The following is an 18,618-nucleotide window of genomic DNA, read 5'->3' on the forward strand; positions in this document are numbered from 1 at the left end:
GGTGTGAGGAATCACGCGCTGCCTGATCCCGTGAGCGTGTTTAATCGGCGGTTAGCGCGGCGCGTGCGGCGCGTGTGGTGCGCGTTGCCTGGACGTTGGGCGGGCATGGGTTGCGCGCTGACGTTCATGCCGTCGTTGTTTGCTTCTGGTTTTGCGTCATGCACGCTCGCCTCCTGGCCGTTAGTTCCGGTTGCCGGTTGGGCGAGATCGTGCAGGCTGCGTTGGCGAGTTCAGCCCGCGCGCCGTTTTCGGGTTGCTTCGGCCAGCGTTTCGAGCACCGGTTCGGTTTGCGCCCAGCTCACGCAGGCGTCCGTAATCGATACGCCGTGACGCAGCGGCACACCGGCTTTCAGATCCTGACGGCCTTCTTCCAGATGACTTTCGAGCATGACGCCGATAATGCGGCGCTCGCGCTGTGAGAGTTGCTGCGCCAGATCCTGTACTACCTCCAGTTGACGCAAATGCGATTTGCCCGAGTTCGCATGCGAACAGTCGATCATGACCTGCTCGCGCAGCCCGGCTGACTTGAGTGCCGCGCAGGTGGCTTCCACGGATGCGCTGTCGTAATTCGGCCCTTGCTTGCCACCGCGCAGGATAACGTGTGCGTCGTCATTACCACGCGTCTCGAAGATCGCCGCCATACCCATCTTGGTCATACCCATGAACGCATGGCTCGCGCGTGCCGCGACGATCGCGTCCGCGGCGATCTGCACGCCGCCGTCGGTGCCGTTCTTGAAGCCGATCGGGCAGCTCAGCCCCGAGGCAAGCTGACGGTGACTCTGGCTCTCCGTGGTACGCGCGCCGATGGCACCCCACGCGATCAGATCCGCGATGTATTGCGGACTGAGCAGATCGAGAAATTCGGTGGCCGTAGGCAAGCCGAGACCGCTGATGTCGAGCAGCAGTTGCCGCGCGAGACGCAGGCCTTCGTTGATGCGGAAGCTGCCATCGAGACGCGGGTCGTTGATATAGCCTTTCCAGCCTACCGTTGTGCGCGGTTTTTCGAAGTAGACCCGCATGACGATCAGCAGATCGTCCTTGTAGGTTTGCGCCGCGGCTTTGAGCTTGCGGGCATATTCGATCGCCTGGTCGTGGTCGTGAATCGAACACGGGCCGACGATCATCACGAGCCGGTCGTCACGGCCGTGCAGAATGTCGGCGATTTCCGCGCGGGTTTTCTCGACGAGCGTCTGCACCGACGGCGGCACGGGCAATTCGTCCTGCAGCAGGGCGGGGGAAATCAGCGGACGTACCGCGCCGATACGAACGTCGTCGATGCGCGTGGTGTCCTGGGTGGCGTCGGCCGAGCCGACTTCCTGATCGTGCAAAGGATTGTCGATGGCGCTCAAAATATTCTCCCGGACTTGTATGTGGAGCGGCCTTGCGGCCTGAATGCGTGGGGGCGGTGCGTTGCCTGGCTGCCGGGATTATGACACTCGCGCGTGCCGACTGGATGACCGTTATTCGAGGCGTTTGATCAACGCCATGGCGGCGGCCGGGTTGCGTTCCTTGAAGCCGCTGATGACATAGAGGTAGACGTCGCGCGCGGTGGTTTTTGCGGGCGGCGCGGCCGAGGTTTCGAGGTCGTCTGGCGTCGTGCCTGCGGCGAGCTGGCGGGCGCGTTCGGCCCAGCTGTCGAGCGCTTTGGCCGAATAGCCTTTGGCTTCCTTGTCGCTCGTGCCCATGATGCGGGCGTAGACGAAGGGTGCGGTGATGTCGGCGATTTGCGGGTAATCGCTGTCGGCGGCCAGCACGACGGCGACTTTGTACTTTCTGGCTAGCGCGATGAATTCGGGGGTTTTGAAGGTGTCGTTACGCACTTCGATTGCGTGTTTCAGCTTTTGGCCTTCTATGCTGGCGGGCAGCAGTTTCAGGAAGGCTTCGAAGTCTTCGGGGTCGAACTTTTTGGTGGTGGCGAATTGCCAGTTGATTGGGCCTAGCTTCTGTTTTAGCAGTAGCACACCGCTGGCGAAGAAACGCTCGATGGTTTCGTTGGCGTCTGCCAGGATTTTTCGGTTGGTTGCGTAGCGGGGGGCTTTTAGCGAGAAGACGAAGTCTTCGGGGGTTTCCTGATACCACTTCTCGTAGCTTGCCGGTTTTTGCAGGCCGTAGAAGGTGCCGTTGATTTCTATCGATGTGAGGTTTTTGCTCGCGTGCTGGAGTTCGCGGGTTTGGGTGAGGTCTGAAGGGTAGAAGGTGCCTCGCCAGGGGGCATAGGTCCATCCGCCTATGCCGATTCGGATTTTGCCGGTTTTCGGTGAGGGCATTTGGGGGCTCGGTTTTTTAGCTTTGCTGGGAGGGGTAGATTAGCGTATTTTTTGGGTTTTGCCTGTTCGGCGGTTTTGTTGTTGATCTGGGTTTTGGGCGGTGCCTTGCTGTCGTAGTGGTCTGTTCTGGTGTTGGTCTTTTGGCCTTTCCTTGTTTTGTTAGTGGTCTATTAGCGTTCCCCCTGTGCGGGGGGGCACCTACTTTTCTTTGCCTGCCGCGGTGTGTGTCAAGGTAGTTGTCGCGTGAACCGTTACGCTGCCTGCCTGTACATTTGGGCCGAGGCCGAGGTTCGTTCCGGATTCAGATAGACCGCGTCTGCCAGATGCCAGTTCCGGATAGCTCCTGACCAGCGCGCCGGGTTTCGCATGCGTGCGCTCCGGTACAGCGCTCGCCGTCGGGCCAGCAGGTCACTGGCTTCGCCCCGGTGACGTTGGCCCGGGCTGACATACTTCAGACCGCTGTGACAGTGCTCTTCGTTGTACCACTGCACGAAGCGCTGCACCCATTGCCGAGCCGCCTCCAGCGTGTCGAACGGCTGCTCTGGCCACAACGGACAGTACTTCGCCGTTCGGAACAGCGATTCGGCAAAAGCGTTGTCGTTGCTCACACGCGGCCGGCTGAACGAAGGCTGCACACCCAGATCGATCATCGCCGCGCGCATGGTGGCGCCTTTCATTGCACTGCCGTTATCAGAGTGCAGCACCAGCGGACGCCCGGCGACGCCTTCACGCAGACACCCCTTGGCCAGCAGCACGCTCGCGTGCTCGGCCGACTCCTGCTCCCAGACCTCGTTCATCACCAGCTTGCGGCTGTAGATGTCCTTCATCATGTACCAGTAGAAGTACCGGCCCCTTACCGTGGTCGGCATCCAGGTGATATCCCAGCACCACACCTGATTCGGACCATCGGCACAATGCGTCGTGAGCGTGCGTCGTTGCGGGGCACGCGCGCGGCCCCGGCGCTGGCCCTGTCCTGCCGCTTTCAGCACCCGGTAGAACGTCGATTCGGAAGCCAGATAAACCCCCTCATCGGCCAGTTTCGGCACGATCTGGTGCGGCGTCAGGCTCGCGTAGCCCGGGCGGTTGGCCGCATCGAGTACGGCCTGCCGCTCGGCTTCACTCAGCCTGTTGGGCGGCGCTGCACGCTTCACCTGAGTGCGCCCGTCATGCGGCAACAGGCGCCAGCGCTGGACACTGCGTATGCTGAGCCCCAACTGCTCGCATGCTCGCGAGCGGCATGCCCCTTGCCGTACGGCTTCATCGATCAACTGCATGGCTTCATCGCGATCCGGGCTGCTGATCAGTCTTCCTCTTCCTTGCCCCAGATCGCGTCGGCTTTTTTTCGCAGGTTCAGCAACGCCGCCGCCTCCGCACGGGCCGCATCGCTGCGCTTGAGCTGGCGCTCCAGTTCACGGATGCGCTTCTGGTGAGCCTTCACTTCCTTGCGCTGGGCAGCCGTGAGTTTCGCCTCCGGCACGTTGGCCTGCTCGCACGCCTGACGCCACTGCCGGATCTGCTCCGGATAAATGCCCTTGCTACGGCAGTATTCTGAGGTCTCCACCTCGTTCAGCGATGCCGTCTCCAGCACCACCCTGAACTTGTCGGCGCTCGACCATTGATCGCTTGTCTTGCCATTGCCCGGCATGAATCCCCCAGCCTGTCTCGCGCTCTGCCGCCAGGCACGCAGTGTCACCGTCGTGATGCCCGTCGCCCCTGCCAGCTCGATGACCGCACGATTGAACGGCGGCATCATCTGTTTGACTACCCATTCCCGCGTCTCTGCTGAATAGCGTCTCATATTCCATTCGCTGTCCGCCCTCCATCTTTACATCAATCGTTCGAGTGAGGCGACAACTAGCCTGACATGGAGGGCCGCAAAGAAAGATAAGCAAAGAAAGCGGCTTTACCCCGCTAGCTCATAAGCGGGTCCCCCGCGCAGTCACGGTAGTGGTGCATCTGGAATCTGTCGCCTCGCACACTCCGCGTTAGCGACAAGGCGCTCATCAGCTCCCACTCCGCACTACGCGCGTCGCGGACGGGTCTGCCAGGGAAACCAGCGGCTTCGCCTCGCGCAGCGGGAGCCGTCGGCTTCGCCTCGGCGAGGTGCTCCCGCTTTGATCAGCGAACCCCCACTTCGAATGAAATGTCGGTGCATCGCATTCGAGGTACGATCGCTGCCGCCGTTGTGCTGGCAGCAGCGAGGCAACGGCGAATCAGGGGGCAAGGGAAAGCGGGAAAGCGGGAAAGCGGGAAAGCGGGAAAGCGGGAAAGCGGGAAAGCGGGAAAGCGAACGCACCTGGTGGCAGCGATACAACGACGAGTCGGGGAACTGATGAAACCGCGGAAGTGAAAATCCGCCGGGCGGTTTTATGAACTGGGTATCGGCGCGCGCAGCGCCGCCGGAGGTATGACGGCCTTGTCGCCAGGGCTGAATGTGCGAGGGCACAGATTCCAGATGCACCACTACCGCTACTGTGCGGGGGACCCGCTTAAGAATTAGCGGTTTGAGCCGCTTTCTCTTGCCTACTTCTCTTTGCGGCTGGCAAAGAGAAGTAGGTGCCGCCCCGCACAGGGGCAACGCTAATAGACCGATAAGAAAACAAGGAAAGGCCAAAAGACCAACAGCAGAACGGACCACTAACAAAGCAAGGAAAGGCCAAAATCCAGACCAACAGCAAAACCGCCGAGCAGGCAAAAAAAACCTCTACTCCCCACCCGCCGCGCGAGCGGCCTCATCAAACCGCCGATTCGCCTCAGCCACTTCAGCCCTGAACTGCTGCAACGCACTGACAGCCAAATCCACCGGCATTAACGCCGCCCACAAAACATCGATCAACTGATCCGCGGTAGCGTCAATATCAATATGCCGATTCGCCAAAGTGGCATCCCAAAGCACATGTTCCATCGGCCCGAACACCATCGACCGTAGCAGCCTCAGTGGCATGTCGGCGCGGATCTGCCCAGTCTCCTGGCCTCGTGCCAGCACCCGCATCAACGGCGCCGTGTAGCGCCGCTGCAGTTCGGTCAGCGCCTCGCTCAACTCATGATGCCGGGCCCGGCCCTCGGACAACACCAGGGCGCACAGGTCAGTGCCATTAACCAGCATCAGCCGCAAATGCGTGCGCACAATAAATGCAAACTGCTGCCGCACCGTGCCGTCACGCGGCAACCCGGACTCGATCGCTTCAATGATCTCGTCATACCAGTCGCCAATCACCCGCGCGCATAACTCGCGCTTGCCGCGGAAATAACTGAATACGGTCGCTTCGGAAATGCCCAGGCGCTGCGCAATCTCCGCCGTCGTCGCGCGCTCGTAACCCTTCTCGGAGAAGACGTCGCGTCCCGCCTCCAGGATCTCCTTCACGCGCTGCTGCGACTTGCGCCCGGCCGGTTGGCGGCGCGAGGCAGGTAACTCGGCCTTCAATGCAACCGTCATATGAGTTAAGTTCAGTTTTGTGAGGCAGATAGCCCCGGTAGCGACGATATTATCACGCTATAGCCCCGCCAGAAATGTGGAAGATGCAGAGGGGCCAGTTTCTGAGTGTTACTCAAAATACCTATTGACGCTTACGTAAATCTAGCGTGAAATGCGGCTTGAACGTTTCGCGCCTCGTGCGGGGCGGTGCAGGCGGCCCAGAAGGCCGCCGCCGTCCGCTGAGCCGCACTCGGACCAGCCGCGCCTACCCAGGCTGACCGGCCGCCAACGAACTCTGGAGACACCGCAATGAGCAACCTGCCCGGTTTGCAATTCCCGCTCGGCGAAGAAATCGAAATGCTGCGTGACAGCATTGCAGGCTTCGCCGCCAAAGAAATCGCCCCGCGTGCCGCGGAAATCGATCGCACGGATCAGTTCCCCATGGACCTGTGGCGCAAATTCGGCGATCTGGGCGTGCTCGGCATGACGGTCTCGGAGGAATACGGCGGCGCGAATATGGGCTACACGGCGCACATGATCGCGATGGAAGAAATCTCGCGCGCGTCGGCATCGGTCGGTCTCTCGTACGGCGCTCACTCGAATCTGTGCGTCAACCAGATTCATCGCAACGGCACGACGGCGCAAAAGGAAAAGTATCTGCCCAAGCTGGTGTCCGGCGAGCACATCGGTGCACTCGCCATGAGCGAGCCGAACGCGGGCTCGGACGTGGTCAGCATGAAGCTGCGCGCGGACAAGAAGGGCGACCACTATGTGCTGAACGGCACCAAGATGTGGATCACCAACGGCCCGGATTGCGACACGCTGGTCGTCTACGCAAAGACCGATCCTGAAGCGAATTCGCGCGGCATCACCGCGTTTATCGTCGAGAAGGGCATGAAGGGCTTCTCGGTCGCGCAAAAGCTCGACAAGCTCGGCATGCGTGGGTCGCACACCGGCGAACTGGTGTTTCAGGACGTCGAAGTGCCGGAAGAAAATATTCTCGGCCAGTTGAACGGCGGCGTGAAGGTACTGATGAGCGGCCTCGATTATGAACGCGCTGTGCTCGCCGGTGGTCCGACCGGCATCATGGTCGCGGTCATGGACGCGGTCGTGCCGTATATCCACGATCGCAAGCAGTTTGGTCAGCCGATCGGCGAATTCCAGCTGATTCAAGGCAAGGTCGCCGATCTGTACACCACACTGCAAGCGTGCCGCGCGTATCTCTACGCAGTGGGCCGTCAACTCGATACGCTCGGCAAGGAGCACGTGCGCCAGGTACGCAAAGACTGCGCGGGCGTGATTCTCTACACCGCTGAAAAAGCGACGTGGATGGCCGGCGAGGCGATCCAGATTCTCGGTGGCAATGGCTATATCAACGAGTACCCGGTCGGCCGTCTGTGGCGCGATGCCAAGCTCTATGAAATCGGCGCGGGCACGAGCGAAATCCGCCGTATGCTGATTGGCCGCGAACTGTTTGCCGAGACGGCTTGAACCAAATTTTGCATGGGACCGGAGTCAGCGCTATAGGAGCAGCGTAAGCGCTTTGGGACCAGAGTCGGCGCTAAAGCGTCAACTCTGGTCGGCACGCTAACTTTGGTCAACGCGCTAACTGTGGTCGACACTGGAGAAGCCACGCAATGCCGATCATCGAATCAAAGCTGAATCCGCGCTCGGATGACTTCCGCACCAATGCGGCGGCGCTCGAAGCGCTGGTCGCCGATCTTCGCGAGAAGATCGAGAAACTCGCGCTGGGCGGCGGTCAGGCGGCACGCGACAAACATACGGGCCGCGGCAAACTGCTGCCGCGCGACCGGATCGAGAAACTGCTCGATCCAGGTACGCCGTTTCTCGAGTTCTCGCAACTCGCGGCCTATGGCATGTACCACAACGACGCGCCCGGCGCGGGCGTCATTACGGGCATTGGCCGTATCGCGGGGCAGGAGTGCGTGATCGTCTGCAATGACGCAACGGTCAAAGGCGGCACGTACTATCCCGTGACCGTGAAAAAGCACGTGCGGGCCCAGGAGGTCGCCGCCGAAAACCATTTGCCGTGCGTCTACCTGGTCGACTCGGGCGGGGCGAATCTGCCGAATCAGGACGACGTGTTCCCTGATCGCGATCACTTCGGCCGCATCTTCTTCAACCAGGCGAATCTGTCCGCGGCGGGCATTCCGCAAATCGCCGTCGTGATGGGTTCGTGCACGGCAGGTGGCGCGTATGTTCCCGCCATGAGCGACGAGTCGATCATCGTCAAGAATCAGGGGACGATTTTTCTGGGCGGCCCGCCGCTCGTCAAAGCCGCAACCGGCGAAGTGGTGAGCGCGGAAGACCTGGGCGGCGGCGACGTGCATACGCGGCTATCGGGCGTGGTCGATCATCTGGCGCAGAACGACGCGCATGCGCTGGGCATTGCGCGCAGCATCGTCGGCAATCTGAATCGCACGAAGCAGGTACCGGTGGCGTTGCAGGAGCCGAAGCCGCCACGCTACGACGTGAAGAGCATGTACGGCGTGATTCCCGTCGACACACGCAAGCCGTTCGATATTCGCGAGGTAATCGCGCGCATCGTCGACGACTCGGCCTTCGACGAATTCAAGGCCCGCTACGGCACCACGCTCGTGTGCGGCTTCGCGCATATCTGGGGGCATCCGGTCGGCATCATCGCGAACAACGGCATTCTGTTTTCGGAGTCGGCGCTCAAGGGCGCGCACTTCATCGAGCTATGCTGCCAGCGCAAGATTCCGCTGGTGTTCCTGCAGAACATCACGGGCTTCATGGTCGGGCGCAAGTACGAAAACGAAGGCATCGCGCGTAACGGCGCGAAGATGGTGACAGCGGTGGCTACGGCGAAGGTGCCGAAGTTCACGGTGATCATCGGCGGGTCGTTCGGAGCCGGCAACTACGGCATGTGCGGCCGTGCGTATTCGCCGCGTTTCCTGTGGATGTGGCCGAACGCGCGCATTTCGGTGATGGGCGGCGAGCAGGCGGCGTCGGTGCTGGCTACGGTCAAGCGTGACGGCATCGAAGGCAAGGGCGGTTCGTGGAGCGCCGAGGAGGAAGAGGCGTTCAAGCAGCCGATTCGCGATCAATACGAACACCAGGGCCACCCGTACTATGCGAGTGCGCGTCTGTGGGACGACGGCGTGATCGATCCGGCGCAAACGCGCGACGTGCTCGGTCTCGGCCTCTCCGCGACGATGAATGCGCCGATCGAAGACACGCGTTTCGGCGTGTTCAGAATGTGACGAAACGCTACGCGCAGGAGCTGCAACGATGCAATACGAAACGCTGAATCTCGCTTTCGCCGGCCAGATCGCCACGGTCACATTGAACCGGCCTGACGTCCGCAATGCGTTCAATGAAACCATGATCGCCGAAGTGACGTCGGCCTTCACGGCGCTCAATGCACGCGACGACGTCCGCGCGGTGGTGCTCGCCGCGAACGGCAAGGCATTCTGTGCGGGCGCCGACCTGAACTGGATGAAGAAGATGGCCGGTTACTCGGACGCGGAGAACCGCGCCGACGCCATGCTGCTGGCCAACATGCTGTCGTCGATCTATCGCTGCAACAAACCGGTGATCGCGCGCGTAAATGGCGACGCGTACGCGGGCGGCATGGGTTTGATCTCGGCGTGCGATATCGTCGTCGCGGTGGAGAGCGTGCGTTTTTGCCTTTCGGAAGCGCGTCTTGGCCTGATCCCGGCGACCATTGCACCGTACGTGATCCGCGCGCTGGGCGAGCAGGCGTCGCGCCGCTACTTCACCACCGCCGAGCAGTTCGATTGCGCGACGGCGTATCGCCTCGGGCTCGTCAGCGAGGTGGTGGGCATGGAGCAACTCGACACTACCGTGCAGCAGATCGCGCAAACGCTTTGCGCAAACGGTCCGCAAGCGGTGCGTGCCTGCAAGCAGCTGGTGCAGGACATCGCCGGGCACGAGTTGAACGAAGCGATGATCGAAGACACGGCGGCGCGCATTGCGCGTACGCGCGCCGGGGCGGAAGGCCGCGAAGGCGTTGCATCGTTCCTTGAGAAGCGAACGCCGTCCTGGCGCAGTTGACACGCCGCGCAGGTACTTATTCCGAGGCATATGCAGGCCTCCACCAGAACAACCCGGCCCCTAACGGGACACTTCGGGACAATCACCGAGACACCTCATGTTCAACAAGATCCTGATTGCCAACCGCGGCGAGATTGCTTGCCGCGTCGCCGCGACCTGCAAGCGGCTCGGCATCGCGAGCGTGGCCGTGTATTCCGATGCGGACGCCAACGCGAAACACGTGGCCGCCTGTGACGAGGCGGTGCACATCGGCGGATCGACCGCGGCGGAAAGCTATCTGCGGGTCGAACGCATCATCGAAGCCGCGCGCGCCACCGGCGCACAGGCGGTGCATCCGGGCTATGGTTTCCTGTCGGAAAACGAAGACTTCGCGCATGCCTGCGAAGCGGCCGGCATCGTCTTCATCGGACCGCCGGTCGAAGCGATCGCCGCGATGGGCTCGAAGGCGGCCGCGAAAGCGCTGATGCATGCGGCTGCCGTGCCGCTCGTGCCGGGTTATCACGGCGACGATCAGGATGCGCAACTGCTGCATCGCGAAGCCGATGCGATCGGCTATCCGGTCTTGCTGAAGGCGAGCGCGGGTGGTGGCGGCAAAGGTATGCGGGTCGTCGAACGCACTGAGGATTTCGCAGCGGCGCTGGCATCGTGCAAACGCGAAGCGGCCAGCAGTTTCGGCAACGATCGCGTGCTGATCGAAAAATATCTGACGCGGCCGCGTCACGTGGAAGTGCAGGTCTTCGCGGACCGTCACGGCGGCGCGGTGTATCTGTTCGACCGCGATTGCTCGGTACAGCGGCGTCATCAGAAGGTGCTCGAGGAAGCGCCGGCGCCGGGCTTGTCCGCGGAGATCAAGCGCGAGATGGGCGAGGCGGCAGTGGCCGCCGCGCGCGCGGTGAATTACGTCGGGGCAGGGACGGTCGAGTTCATCATGACCAGCACCGGCGATTTCTACTTCATGGAGATGAACACGCGTCTGCAGGTCGAGCATCCGGTCACGGAAATGGTGACGGGGCAGGACCTGGTGGAATGGCAACTGCGCGTCGCCGCCGATGAACCGCTGCCGCTCTCGCAAGAGCAACTGAAAATCGACGGTCACGCGATCGAAGCGCGTATTTACGCCGAGCACCCCGCACGCGGTTTCCTGCCGTCGACGGGCACGCTCAAGCATCTGCGCATGTCGGAAGGCGTCGAGTTTTCGATCGGTGAGCCGGGCCGCAAGGCCTCGGTACGCATCGACAGCGGTGTGCGTGAAGGCGATACCATCACGCCGTTCTACGATCCGATGATCGCCAAGCTGATCGTTCACGGCGCGACGCGTGAAGAAGCGCTCGCGCGGCTGAATCGCGCACTCCGTGCCTGCGAAGTGGTGGGTCCGCATACCAACGTCGAATTCCTGCAACGCATTGTTACGAGCGAACCGTTTGCAACGGGCGATCTCGATACGGGTTTGATCGAACGTCATCACGATGCCTTGTTCGCGCCGGCCAGGAAGCCTTTCAAGGAGGCCCTGGCGCTCGCCTGCGCCGCGTTGCTGACGCGCGAAGGCGGCAGCGCGCATGGCGCGTCGCCATGGGATGCGCTATCGCACTGGCGCCTGAACAGCGGCTACACGCAGACGCTCGGCTGGCGCGACATTGACAGCAACCGCAGCGCAAACGAAAGCGACAGCGTTTTCACGGTCACGTTTGCCCGTGACGGCGCCACGCAAACGCTCGAACACGACGGTGTGCGCGAGAACTTCACGTGGTCGGGCGGCACGGGCGAGCACGAATACCGTGCGACGATTGGCGATGCGCGGGTCACAGGGCGCGTTTTCGTCGACGCCGACACGTTCCACGTGTTCTGCCTCGGCGAGGCGCTGGCATTCGAGTGGCAGAACCTGCTCGCGCATGCCGCGGATGCCGAAGGCGGCGAAGGCCGTTTGACCGCGCCGATGCCGGGTAAGGTGATCGCGGTGCTGGTCGAGCCGGGCACGGTGGTGGAGAAGGGTACGCCGCTGATCGTGATGGAAGCGATGAAGATGGAGCACACCATCGGTGCGCCGGCGGCAGGCACGGTGTCGGAAGTGCTGTATGCGGTTGGCGATCAGGTCGCCGATGGGGCGCAGCTTCTGGTGCTGGACGTAAGCTAGTAATCCAGGCCAGAGGCTCAGAAGGCTTAAATGAGGCGCACGTAACCGTTAGCGCGCGCTTCGTTTTCGAGTTGCTCGATTCGTTCGTAATCCGTCAGCGGCAACGTGGAAAAGCCCTTCAAACGCAAGCGTTTGGCGCGCTCGGGCTGAGTGCGGTGTGCTTCGCTCAGGGCCTCGCGCAGCGTCTCGATCGTTGCGGACGGCACGTTGCCGGAGGCGATCAAAGGCAAGCCCGGCGACGCCGCCGTCATGCCGATTTGCCGAACCCGCTGCGCCAGTTCCGGCAGTTCATCGCAGACAAACGCGAATGTCACGCAGTCGATCGCGGCGACGTCCGCGCGATTTTCCACGACCGCGCGCAATGATCCGAGATGCGAACCGGTGCGCAGGACAGCGCTGAAAAATGCGCCGTTGCGCGCAAGCGGCGCCACCGCGTGGCGAAACACGTTCATGCCGCTATTCGAATCGTCCTGATTGTAGGCCGCCCGTGCGCCACGGCACGCCGCGAGCGAATCGAACGGCGCATCGACCCGCGTGACCAGCACGCTCGAATAATCCGCGCCTTCGCAGCCCGGCGCGTCGAATTGCGGCGTGGCGATCAATTGAACCTGCTCGTTTAACCCATGCATGAGGGGATAGCCGCAGGTTTGCGAGAGCAATACGTTAGGGCGCCGCCAGAAGCCGTGCAGCTCCTCGTCAGGCTCGACGATGCGGCAGGCCGGCTTCACCCTGCTTAAGACGTCGCCCAGCCAATCGCGCCACGCAGTCGCGAGCGCGGGCGTCACGTTGTACATCGGCAGGGCGGCGATCCAGGTCATGACGCAATTCTGGCATACCTAATGTCTGACCATTCGGAATTCGTCGAGTCCCAGGCGCACGGGCTCGCTCTGTTTGAATGGCCATTTACACTCCACCACTTTCAGTATCTCGAGTTGCGCGGCTTCGAACGCAACAAGCAAGTCGCGGCGCCGCTTGCTTGCTGCGCCACAATAGGTCATCAGTGCCTCGGCGCTGACCTCGAAGATCCGCACCCGATCGTCAAAACAGACCCGGAACGCGACGGTCGCGCATTCTGTGACACAGGGCCTGAATCCTTCATCGACATATACCGACATCGCCATCTCCTGCCACCTGCCCGAGTCATCACGGTGACAGGGCGTGAGCTTCCGGTCTGTGGGAAAACCGGCATTTGAGGGCAAAAGAGCGCGGCGAGTACGAGGTCGCGAGACACCTTGAGCCGAATCGGATTTCCCGGCTCGTGCACCCATTTGCACGAGAACTCAGCGGGCTTTCGCATCACCGCGACCTCTCCGCACAAACCCTGATTTAACCCGCGGTCCGCGCGGATTGCCGATTTGTGCTGCCGCTCTTCATTTTTGGCTTCCTACATTGCGTCTCGACGGCACGTTGCTGCGCGGGCCCTGCGCCTGGGCGCCTGCACCGCTGCCAGACTGAAGTGGCGCAACCCGCAGGCCTTCGCGCGACTCGGCGTGTCGAAACTTTGATCCGCGTTACCGCCGCGGCGCATGGATGTCGGTGCCGCGGCGGCATTGACCAACTATAAAACCAACTGGACATAGCCATGAAGAAGAACTTTGCCGGGAGCACATTAGTAGTACTTTCTGTTGGATTGTCGGGCAGCGTGTACGCACAAAGCAGCGTCACGCTTTATGGAACCGTCGATGCCGGCGTGATTTACTCGACTAACCAGCAGGTGACCAACGCGAACGGCTCGGTCAGCGGCGGTCATGCCGTTCAATTGGGCGGTGGCAACCTCGTACCGTCCCGTTGGGGCTTGATGGGTACCGAAGATATCGGCGGTGGCATCAAGGCAAGTTTCGACCTCGAAAATCAGTTCCTGACCGGGACGGGCGCCATGCTGCAGAGCGGATCGCTCTTTAACCGGCAGGCATGGGTCGGTCTGGGGGATGCGCGCTTCGGCACGCTGACGGCGGGCCGGCAGTACGATTCGTATTCCGATTTCCTCGGCGTTTATGCGTCGAGTAATAGCTGGGCGACGCAATATGGGTCCCACTTCGGCGATATCGACAATCTGAACGAAGCCTTCAACTTCAACAACGCGCTCAAATTCACCAGCGTCGATTTTGGCGGTCTGACGTTCGGCGGTACCTTCAGTTTAGGCGGACAGGCCGGTAACTTCGCCGCCAAACGCGGCTATTCGCTGGCCGCTGCATATAACCACGGTCCCGTGTCCCTGAGTGCCGGCTATCTTTCGTTGAACCAGCCGTTAGATGCGGCCCTTGGCGGCGCGAGCGGATACATTGGGGACCTTTCGTGCGCGAATGCGGCTGCCAACTATTGCACGTTGCAGAGCGCATCGTCGCTGAAGGCCTGGGGCGCAGGCGGATCGGTTGTGATTGACAAGGCGACGCTGGCGCTGGTTTATACGCATACGCGCCTTCAGAACAGCCAGTACTTTGCCAGCGCCGCTAACCCCGGTGGCACCGGTGTCTCGTTCGACATTGCCGAACTGAATGCCGTCTACAACTTCACGCCCGCATGGACGCTTGCCGCCGCGTACATCTTCAACAGCGCGAAAGTGAGCGGCGGCAGTTCCACGCGCTTTCACCAGATCAACCTCGGCACGAACTACGCGCTCTCGAAGCGGACTGCGCTGTACACGGTCGCCATCGCGCAGAAGTCGTCGGGCGCGGGCCTCGGCGTGGATCCGGCCACGGGTTCGAACGTCAACTACGCGCAGATTCCCAACCTGGTGAATAGCAACTCCGACCGGCAGCTCGCCGTCATGGCAGGGGTGCGAGTGAATTTTTGATGCGGCGGCAGCATCGGTTTACAACTCGTGCCGGGCGGTTGGGCGCAACGCAGCCGGCCTTTCACGGGTTGAGGGATAGGGACAGGGAGAATGCGGGAAATTACCAGAAAGGCTGACGTGGAGCCGCGTGACGAACTCGGCATCATGCATAGCATCACGGGCAAGATGAGAGGGTTCCTTTATCGCCAGCTCAATGACACGAACTATACGGTGGTGTACGCGACACCGTCGATCGAAACGTTGACTGGCTATCCGGCGTCCGACTTCGTCAACAACGCGGTCCGTACCTTGCCTTCGCTGACAGAAGCGGAAGACGAAACGTACGTGGTCGGCGTCGTCCAGAAAGCCCTCGCGAGGCGTGAGCCCTGGACGATCGATTATCGGATCCGGCCAGCCGGCGGCGAAGCGATCTGGGTGCGTGAAGTGGGCGGCGGCGTGTTTTCGGAAACCGGTGAACTGCAGTTTCTGGAAGGACTTGTCATTGAGGTGCAGGGTGAACGGGCGGCCCAACTGGCGTCACAGAGCCGCCTCGCCTCGATGACGGCCGCTACCAATCCGATTCTTGCCGACGTGGACGAAATCCTGAAGACGATCCGGACCTTGTCGATTCTGTCGTTCAACGCGAGGGTCGAAGCCGCGCGAGCGGGCGAAGCGGGGCGCGGATTCACCGTGGTGGCATCGGAAATGAAACGGCTTGCCGACGATACCGACAAGCTGGCCAAGCAGATATCCGCACGAGTGAAGGTGGCACGACAGGTTCTTGCCGGTTCCGTGACGACCTGACCGATCTGCGCCGTCCGTGCACACGGTGGCGCGCGTCACGCGTTGCCGATATGCGCTAACGGTCGCCCTTTTTGGGCGCTTAAAGTAAATCGCATCTTGCAGACCGCCTCGCGATGCAAGCGCGGGAGCAACCGCAGGTACCGGCGGCGCGGCTCGATGTACAGCATTAAACAAGCATTAAACACGGCGAGTCCGTTCTCGGCCGGACGAGGGCACGCGACCTGGTGCTCTGATCGATTAATTTTGCGCGCTTTGATGACGCAACGCGCCAGCAGGAAATACGATGCACATTGACGAAACTGCTACGTACTACACGGCTACGAAAAAATACGAGCTGAGCTTCCCGTCGCTGGAGGAGGATATCCAGGCCGATGTGGTCATCATTGGAGGAGGCTTTTCGGGCATTCATACCGCGCTCGAACTGGCTGAGAACGGCGTGACAAACACGGTCGTACTCGAGGCCCGTTACCTGGGGTTCGGCGGAAGCGGTCGCAACGGCGGCCAGGTAATGGCGGGAATCGGCCATGACCTCGATGCGATCAAGAAGGATGTCGGTGAAGAGGGGCTGCGTGCCATTTTCGCACTCAGCGATCTCGGCCCGCAGATCATGCGCGAACGCATCGAGCGATACAACATCGACGCCGATTTTTGCAGTGGTTACGGGTATCTGGCCTACAACGCCCGTCAGGCGAAAACGCTGCGCAGTTGGGAGAAGGACTTCAAGTCGCTCGGCAGCCAGCACGAAATTCGCTACGTGGAAGGTGCCGACGTCAAACAGATCATCGGGTCGGATGTCTATCACGCAGGCCTGCTGCATATGGGCGGCGGGCACGTGCATTCGTTGAACCTGCTGCTCGGCGAAACGAAGGCGGTATCGGAAATTTATGGCGTGCGTATATTCGAGTACAGCCCGGCACTCCAGATAACCTACGGCGACATGGTTCATGTGCGCACGGCGAAGGGTAGCGTCAGGGCCAGGAAGATCGTCTGGGCATGCGATGGTTTCATCAACGGACTCGAACCGGAACTGCACAGAAGCACGATCAATGTCTACGCGTTCAACTCCATGACGGAGCCGTTGAGCGACGAACTGATCGAACGTATCAGTCCGATTCGCGGTGCGTACAGCGATATCCGGCCGGTCATTAATTACTATCGCGTGACGAACGAGAATCGTTTGTTGTTCGGCTCGTCCACGGCGCTCGTCGAGCATATGCCGAGCGACCTGAAAGAGTGGAACCGGCGGCTGATGCTCGAAGTGTTTCCCTATCTTAAGGACGTCAAGATCGACCTGGCCTGGGGCGGCCCAATGGCCACCACGCTCAATCTTTTTCCGCAGATCGGCACGCTGCCGGACCGGCCCAACGCGTTCTTCGTGCAAGGCTATTGTGGATTCGGCGTCACGCCCAGCCAGATCATCTGCAAGATTCTGGCAGAGGGGATTCTAGGCGGCTCAGATCGCTACCGTCTGTTGAGTTCGATTCCGCGGGAGAGCATCCGGGGCAAGGATCAATATCGGGCGTTCCTGGTCTCGCTCGGTAAAGTGATGCACCAGACGTCAGGCTACTGGCATGGCCGGCGTTGATTTTTTCTAATTCGCCAACTGATTGATAAGGAGTACCAATACGTGAGTCTTACCGCGATTCAACATGGCATCAAGATTTCCGAACTCGACGCCTGGGGAAAACTGAGCGACATCGGTGGGCAAATCCTCGAAGGGGGCGATGTCGCGGCGTTCGGCAGAATGACGCACGGGGCGCCGACTGATCCTGTTTCGGCGGGATACTTCGGGACCACCAAGGGCAAGTTCCGGCTCGTTTACCCGTTCTCGGAGCAAGCGACGGTGGTCGAGGGCGAGGTCCGCATTACAGACGAGTCGACGGGCGAAACCCGTAGCTTCAAGGCCGGCGATTCGTGGTTCGTTACGAAGGGGACTTCGACGGTCTGGGAAGTGGTCTCGGACGGCTTCGTGAAGCATTACCTCGCATTCGTCTGAGTGCCGCGTGTCATGCCGGCGCCATGATGCCGAGCCGCGCGTGTCGGGGCGCCGGTTCGGTCGAACGATGCCCGGTTCGTCGTGGCGGGCGGCAGGCGCGAAGCGCGCGGGTAGGAGAATGGGATGGAATTCAGGGTTCGGGCAATGTCCGATGTGCATGATCATTCGTTCGCCGTGAATGGATGGGAGCAGGTGTATAGCCAGCTCACGCCAGGCCGCTTCGAAAGCGTCGTCATGCAGGTGCAGGCACCCGACTTCCTGTTTTTCCGGGAATCGACCAACCGCAGTGTCGCGCAGGCAGGTTTCCCGCCGCGGGGTTTTTCGTCGCTCGCGTTGCCACTCCAGCGCCCGATATCGGGAACCTTCCAGGGATATCGTCTGGAGGGTTACGCACTGTGGTTACTGGATGTGGGCGAGGAGTTTCGTTTCTACACTCCGGAGACGTTGCACTACCTGGGCGTCAGCATTCCCCGTGCCGAGATGCACACGCTTGCTACTGCCGTACTCGGTGAGAACGCCGGCACGTTGCTCGAGCGCAACCTGGTGCCTGTAGCGGATGAGGAGGGCGAGCGCGTTGGCGCAGAATTGACCCGCTTTCTCGACGCATTTCAGCGGCAACCCGGCGCATTCGAGAATCCCGTGTCCAGCAAGCGTTTCAAGGACGAAATCCTCAGCGTGCTGCTGGAGCTGTTCAACCCTGGGCGCGCTGAAAAGCGTGACGTCACGCACGCGACCTATACGGAAATCGTCCGGCGCAGCGAGCGCATTCTCAAAGACCATGCGGAGGAGCCGCAGACGATCCTCGATTTGTGCGTGGCGTTACGGTGCAGCCGCCGCACGCTGCAAACCAGTTTCCAGCGCGTCACTAACGTTTCGCCCGTGGAATATCTACGCTCGGTTCGCCTGAACGGGGTACACCGCCTGTTGCGCTCAACCAGTCATGAAGCGCTCATGGTAGGTGACGCTGCCGCGCAATGGGGTTTCATGCACCCCAGTTATTTTGCCCGTGAATACCGGCAACTCTTCGGCGAATTGCCTTCGCAGACACCGCGCAAGGGCTGAATCCGGTCACGTGCCACCGTTGCCGATGCTAGCGCGAGCATCTCTTGCGATAGACGCGTGGCATTTTCGCGCTGCGGCTCGCTGGGGCTATATCTGACGCGCAGGTAAGAA

The 18,618-nt window shown here is 61.2% G+C and carries 15 protein-coding genes; 9 read left to right on the top strand and 6 right to left on the bottom strand.

What is annotated here, in order from left to right:
- Nucleotides 1-230: 230 nt before the first annotated feature.
- From GH665_RS27900 to GH665_RS27915, 4 genes are all read right to left on the bottom strand, one after another.
- A complete protein-coding gene (locus GH665_RS27900; protein ID WP_153140463.1) occupies nt 231-1,349 on the bottom strand; it encodes a 3-deoxy-7-phosphoheptulonate synthase in 1,119 nt (372 codons plus the stop codon).
- 111 nt (nt 1,350-1,460) lie between these two features.
- Nucleotides 1,461-2,267, bottom strand: a complete 807-nt coding sequence (locus GH665_RS27905; RefSeq protein WP_153140464.1) for a DUF72 domain-containing protein — start codon at nt 2,265-2,267, stop codon at nt 1,461-1,463.
- 251 nt (nt 2,268-2,518) lie between these two features.
- Nucleotides 2,519-4,065, bottom strand: a protein-coding gene (locus GH665_RS27910) for an IS3 family transposase (protein ID WP_408279059.1) whose coding sequence is annotated in 2 segments (ribosomal slippage) — nt 2,519-3,600 and nt 3,600-4,065 — 1,548 coding nt in all. Because the reading frame shifts where the segments join, the coding sequence is not laid out codon by codon here.
- Nucleotides 4,066-4,971: 906 nt separating this feature from the next.
- Nucleotides 4,972-5,703 carry a TetR/AcrR family transcriptional regulator gene (locus GH665_RS27915; RefSeq protein ID WP_153140465.1) on the bottom strand — a complete coding sequence of 244 codons (732 nt, stop codon included), beginning with the start codon at nt 5,701-5,703 and terminating at the stop codon, nt 4,972-4,974.
- Nucleotides 5,704-5,991: 288 nt separating this feature from the next.
- Here GH665_RS27915 and GH665_RS27920 point away from each other — a divergent pair, with 288 nt between their 5' ends.
- The 4 genes from GH665_RS27920 to GH665_RS27935 all read left to right on the top strand — a co-directional run bounded on the left by GH665_RS27920 (nt 5,992) and on the right by GH665_RS27935 (nt 11,872).
- Nucleotides 5,992-7,173: an isovaleryl-CoA dehydrogenase gene (locus GH665_RS27920; RefSeq protein WP_153140466.1), complete on the top strand. Its 1,182-nt coding sequence runs from the start codon at nt 5,992-5,994 to the stop codon at nt 7,171-7,173.
- Between the two features lie 146 nt (nt 7,174-7,319).
- Nucleotides 7,320-8,927 (top strand): carboxyl transferase domain-containing protein, encoded by a 1,608-nt coding sequence (locus GH665_RS27925; protein ID WP_153140467.1) that lies wholly within the window; start codon nt 7,320-7,322, stop codon nt 8,925-8,927.
- A gap of 28 nt (nt 8,928-8,955) precedes the next feature.
- Nucleotides 8,956-9,741 (top strand): enoyl-CoA hydratase/isomerase family protein, encoded by a 786-nt coding sequence (locus tag GH665_RS27930; protein ID WP_153140468.1) that lies wholly within the window; start codon nt 8,956-8,958, stop codon nt 9,739-9,741.
- 97 nt (nt 9,742-9,838) lie between these two features.
- Nucleotides 9,839-11,872, top strand: coding sequence for an acetyl/propionyl/methylcrotonyl-CoA carboxylase subunit alpha (locus GH665_RS27935; RefSeq protein WP_153140469.1), 2,034 nt, complete (start codon nt 9,839-9,841; stop codon nt 11,870-11,872).
- 26 nt (nt 11,873-11,898) lie between these two features.
- Here GH665_RS27935 and GH665_RS27940 read toward each other — a convergent pair whose 3' ends face one another.
- On the bottom strand, nt 11,899-12,690 hold the full coding sequence (locus GH665_RS27940) for a phosphate/phosphite/phosphonate ABC transporter substrate-binding protein (RefSeq protein ID WP_153140470.1): 792 nt from the start codon (nt 12,688-12,690) through the stop codon (nt 11,899-11,901).
- 18 nt (nt 12,691-12,708) lie between these two features.
- Nucleotides 12,709-12,987, bottom strand: coding sequence for a DUF1488 family protein (locus GH665_RS27945; RefSeq protein ID WP_028194798.1), 279 nt, complete (start codon nt 12,985-12,987; stop codon nt 12,709-12,711).
- Nucleotides 12,988-13,454: 467 nt separating this feature from the next.
- On the opposite strand from GH665_RS27945, the gene GH665_RS27950 reads away from it, so the two are divergent.
- The 5 genes from GH665_RS27950 to GH665_RS27970 all read left to right on the top strand — a co-directional run bounded on the left by GH665_RS27950 (nt 13,455) and on the right by GH665_RS27970 (nt 18,507).
- Nucleotides 13,455-14,666 (top strand): porin, encoded by a 1,212-nt coding sequence (locus GH665_RS27950; RefSeq protein WP_153140471.1) that lies wholly within the window; start codon nt 13,455-13,457, stop codon nt 14,664-14,666.
- Between the two features lie 90 nt (nt 14,667-14,756).
- Nucleotides 14,757-15,449 carry a methyl-accepting chemotaxis protein gene (locus GH665_RS39485; RefSeq protein WP_153140472.1) on the top strand — a complete coding sequence of 231 codons (693 nt, stop codon included), beginning with the start codon at nt 14,757-14,759 and terminating at the stop codon, nt 15,447-15,449.
- A 283-nt stretch (nt 15,450-15,732) separates the two neighbouring features.
- Nucleotides 15,733-17,034 carry an NAD(P)/FAD-dependent oxidoreductase gene (locus tag GH665_RS27960; protein ID WP_153140473.1) on the top strand — a complete coding sequence of 434 codons (1,302 nt, stop codon included), beginning with the start codon at nt 15,733-15,735 and terminating at the stop codon, nt 17,032-17,034.
- Nucleotides 17,035-17,076: 42 nt separating this feature from the next.
- Nucleotides 17,077-17,445: a cupin domain-containing protein gene (locus tag GH665_RS27965; protein ID WP_153140474.1), complete on the top strand. Its 369-nt coding sequence runs from the start codon at nt 17,077-17,079 to the stop codon at nt 17,443-17,445.
- 123 nt (nt 17,446-17,568) lie between these two features.
- Nucleotides 17,569-18,507, top strand: coding sequence for a helix-turn-helix domain-containing protein (locus GH665_RS27970; protein WP_153140475.1), 939 nt, complete (start codon nt 17,569-17,571; stop codon nt 18,505-18,507).
- Nucleotides 18,508-18,618 lie beyond the last annotated feature (111 nt).

Source organism: Paraburkholderia agricolaris (assembly GCF_009455635.1).
GTDB classification, from domain to species: Bacteria; Pseudomonadota; Gammaproteobacteria; order Burkholderiales; family Burkholderiaceae; genus Paraburkholderia; species Paraburkholderia agricolaris.

Bases quoted from the DNA above. Each gene is read 5' to 3' on its own strand.
- GH665_RS27940 (WP_153140470.1), bottom strand. From the start codon at position 12,690: ATGACCTGGATCGCCGCCCTGCCGATGTACAACGTGACGCCCGCGCTC.
- GH665_RS27925 (WP_153140467.1), top strand. From the start codon at position 7,320: ATGCCGATCATCGAATCAAAGCTGAATCCGCGCTCGGATGACTTCCGC.
- GH665_RS27960 (WP_153140473.1), top strand. From the start codon at position 15,733: ATGCACATTGACGAAACTGCTACGTACTACACGGCTACGAAAAAATAC.
- GH665_RS27970 (WP_153140475.1), top strand. From the start codon at position 17,569: ATGGAATTCAGGGTTCGGGCAATGTCCGATGTGCATGATCATTCGTTC.
- GH665_RS27920 (WP_153140466.1), top strand. From the start codon at position 5,992: ATGAGCAACCTGCCCGGTTTGCAATTCCCGCTCGGCGAAGAAATCGAA.
- GH665_RS27950 (WP_153140471.1), top strand. From the start codon at position 13,455: ATGAAGAAGAACTTTGCCGGGAGCACATTAGTAGTACTTTCTGTTGGA.
- GH665_RS27945 (WP_028194798.1), bottom strand. From the start codon at position 12,987: ATGTCGGTATATGTCGATGAAGGATTCAGGCCCTGTGTCACAGAATGC.
- GH665_RS27930 (WP_153140468.1), top strand. From the start codon at position 8,956: ATGCAATACGAAACGCTGAATCTCGCTTTCGCCGGCCAGATCGCCACG.
- GH665_RS39485 (WP_153140472.1), top strand. From the start codon at position 14,757: ATGCGGGAAATTACCAGAAAGGCTGACGTGGAGCCGCGTGACGAACTC.
- GH665_RS27905 (WP_153140464.1), bottom strand. From the start codon at position 2,267: ATGCCCTCACCGAAAACCGGCAAAATCCGAATCGGCATAGGCGGATGG.
- GH665_RS27915 (WP_153140465.1), bottom strand. From the start codon at position 5,703: ATGACGGTTGCATTGAAGGCCGAGTTACCTGCCTCGCGCCGCCAACCG.
- GH665_RS27935 (WP_153140469.1), top strand. From the start codon at position 9,839: ATGTTCAACAAGATCCTGATTGCCAACCGCGGCGAGATTGCTTGCCGC.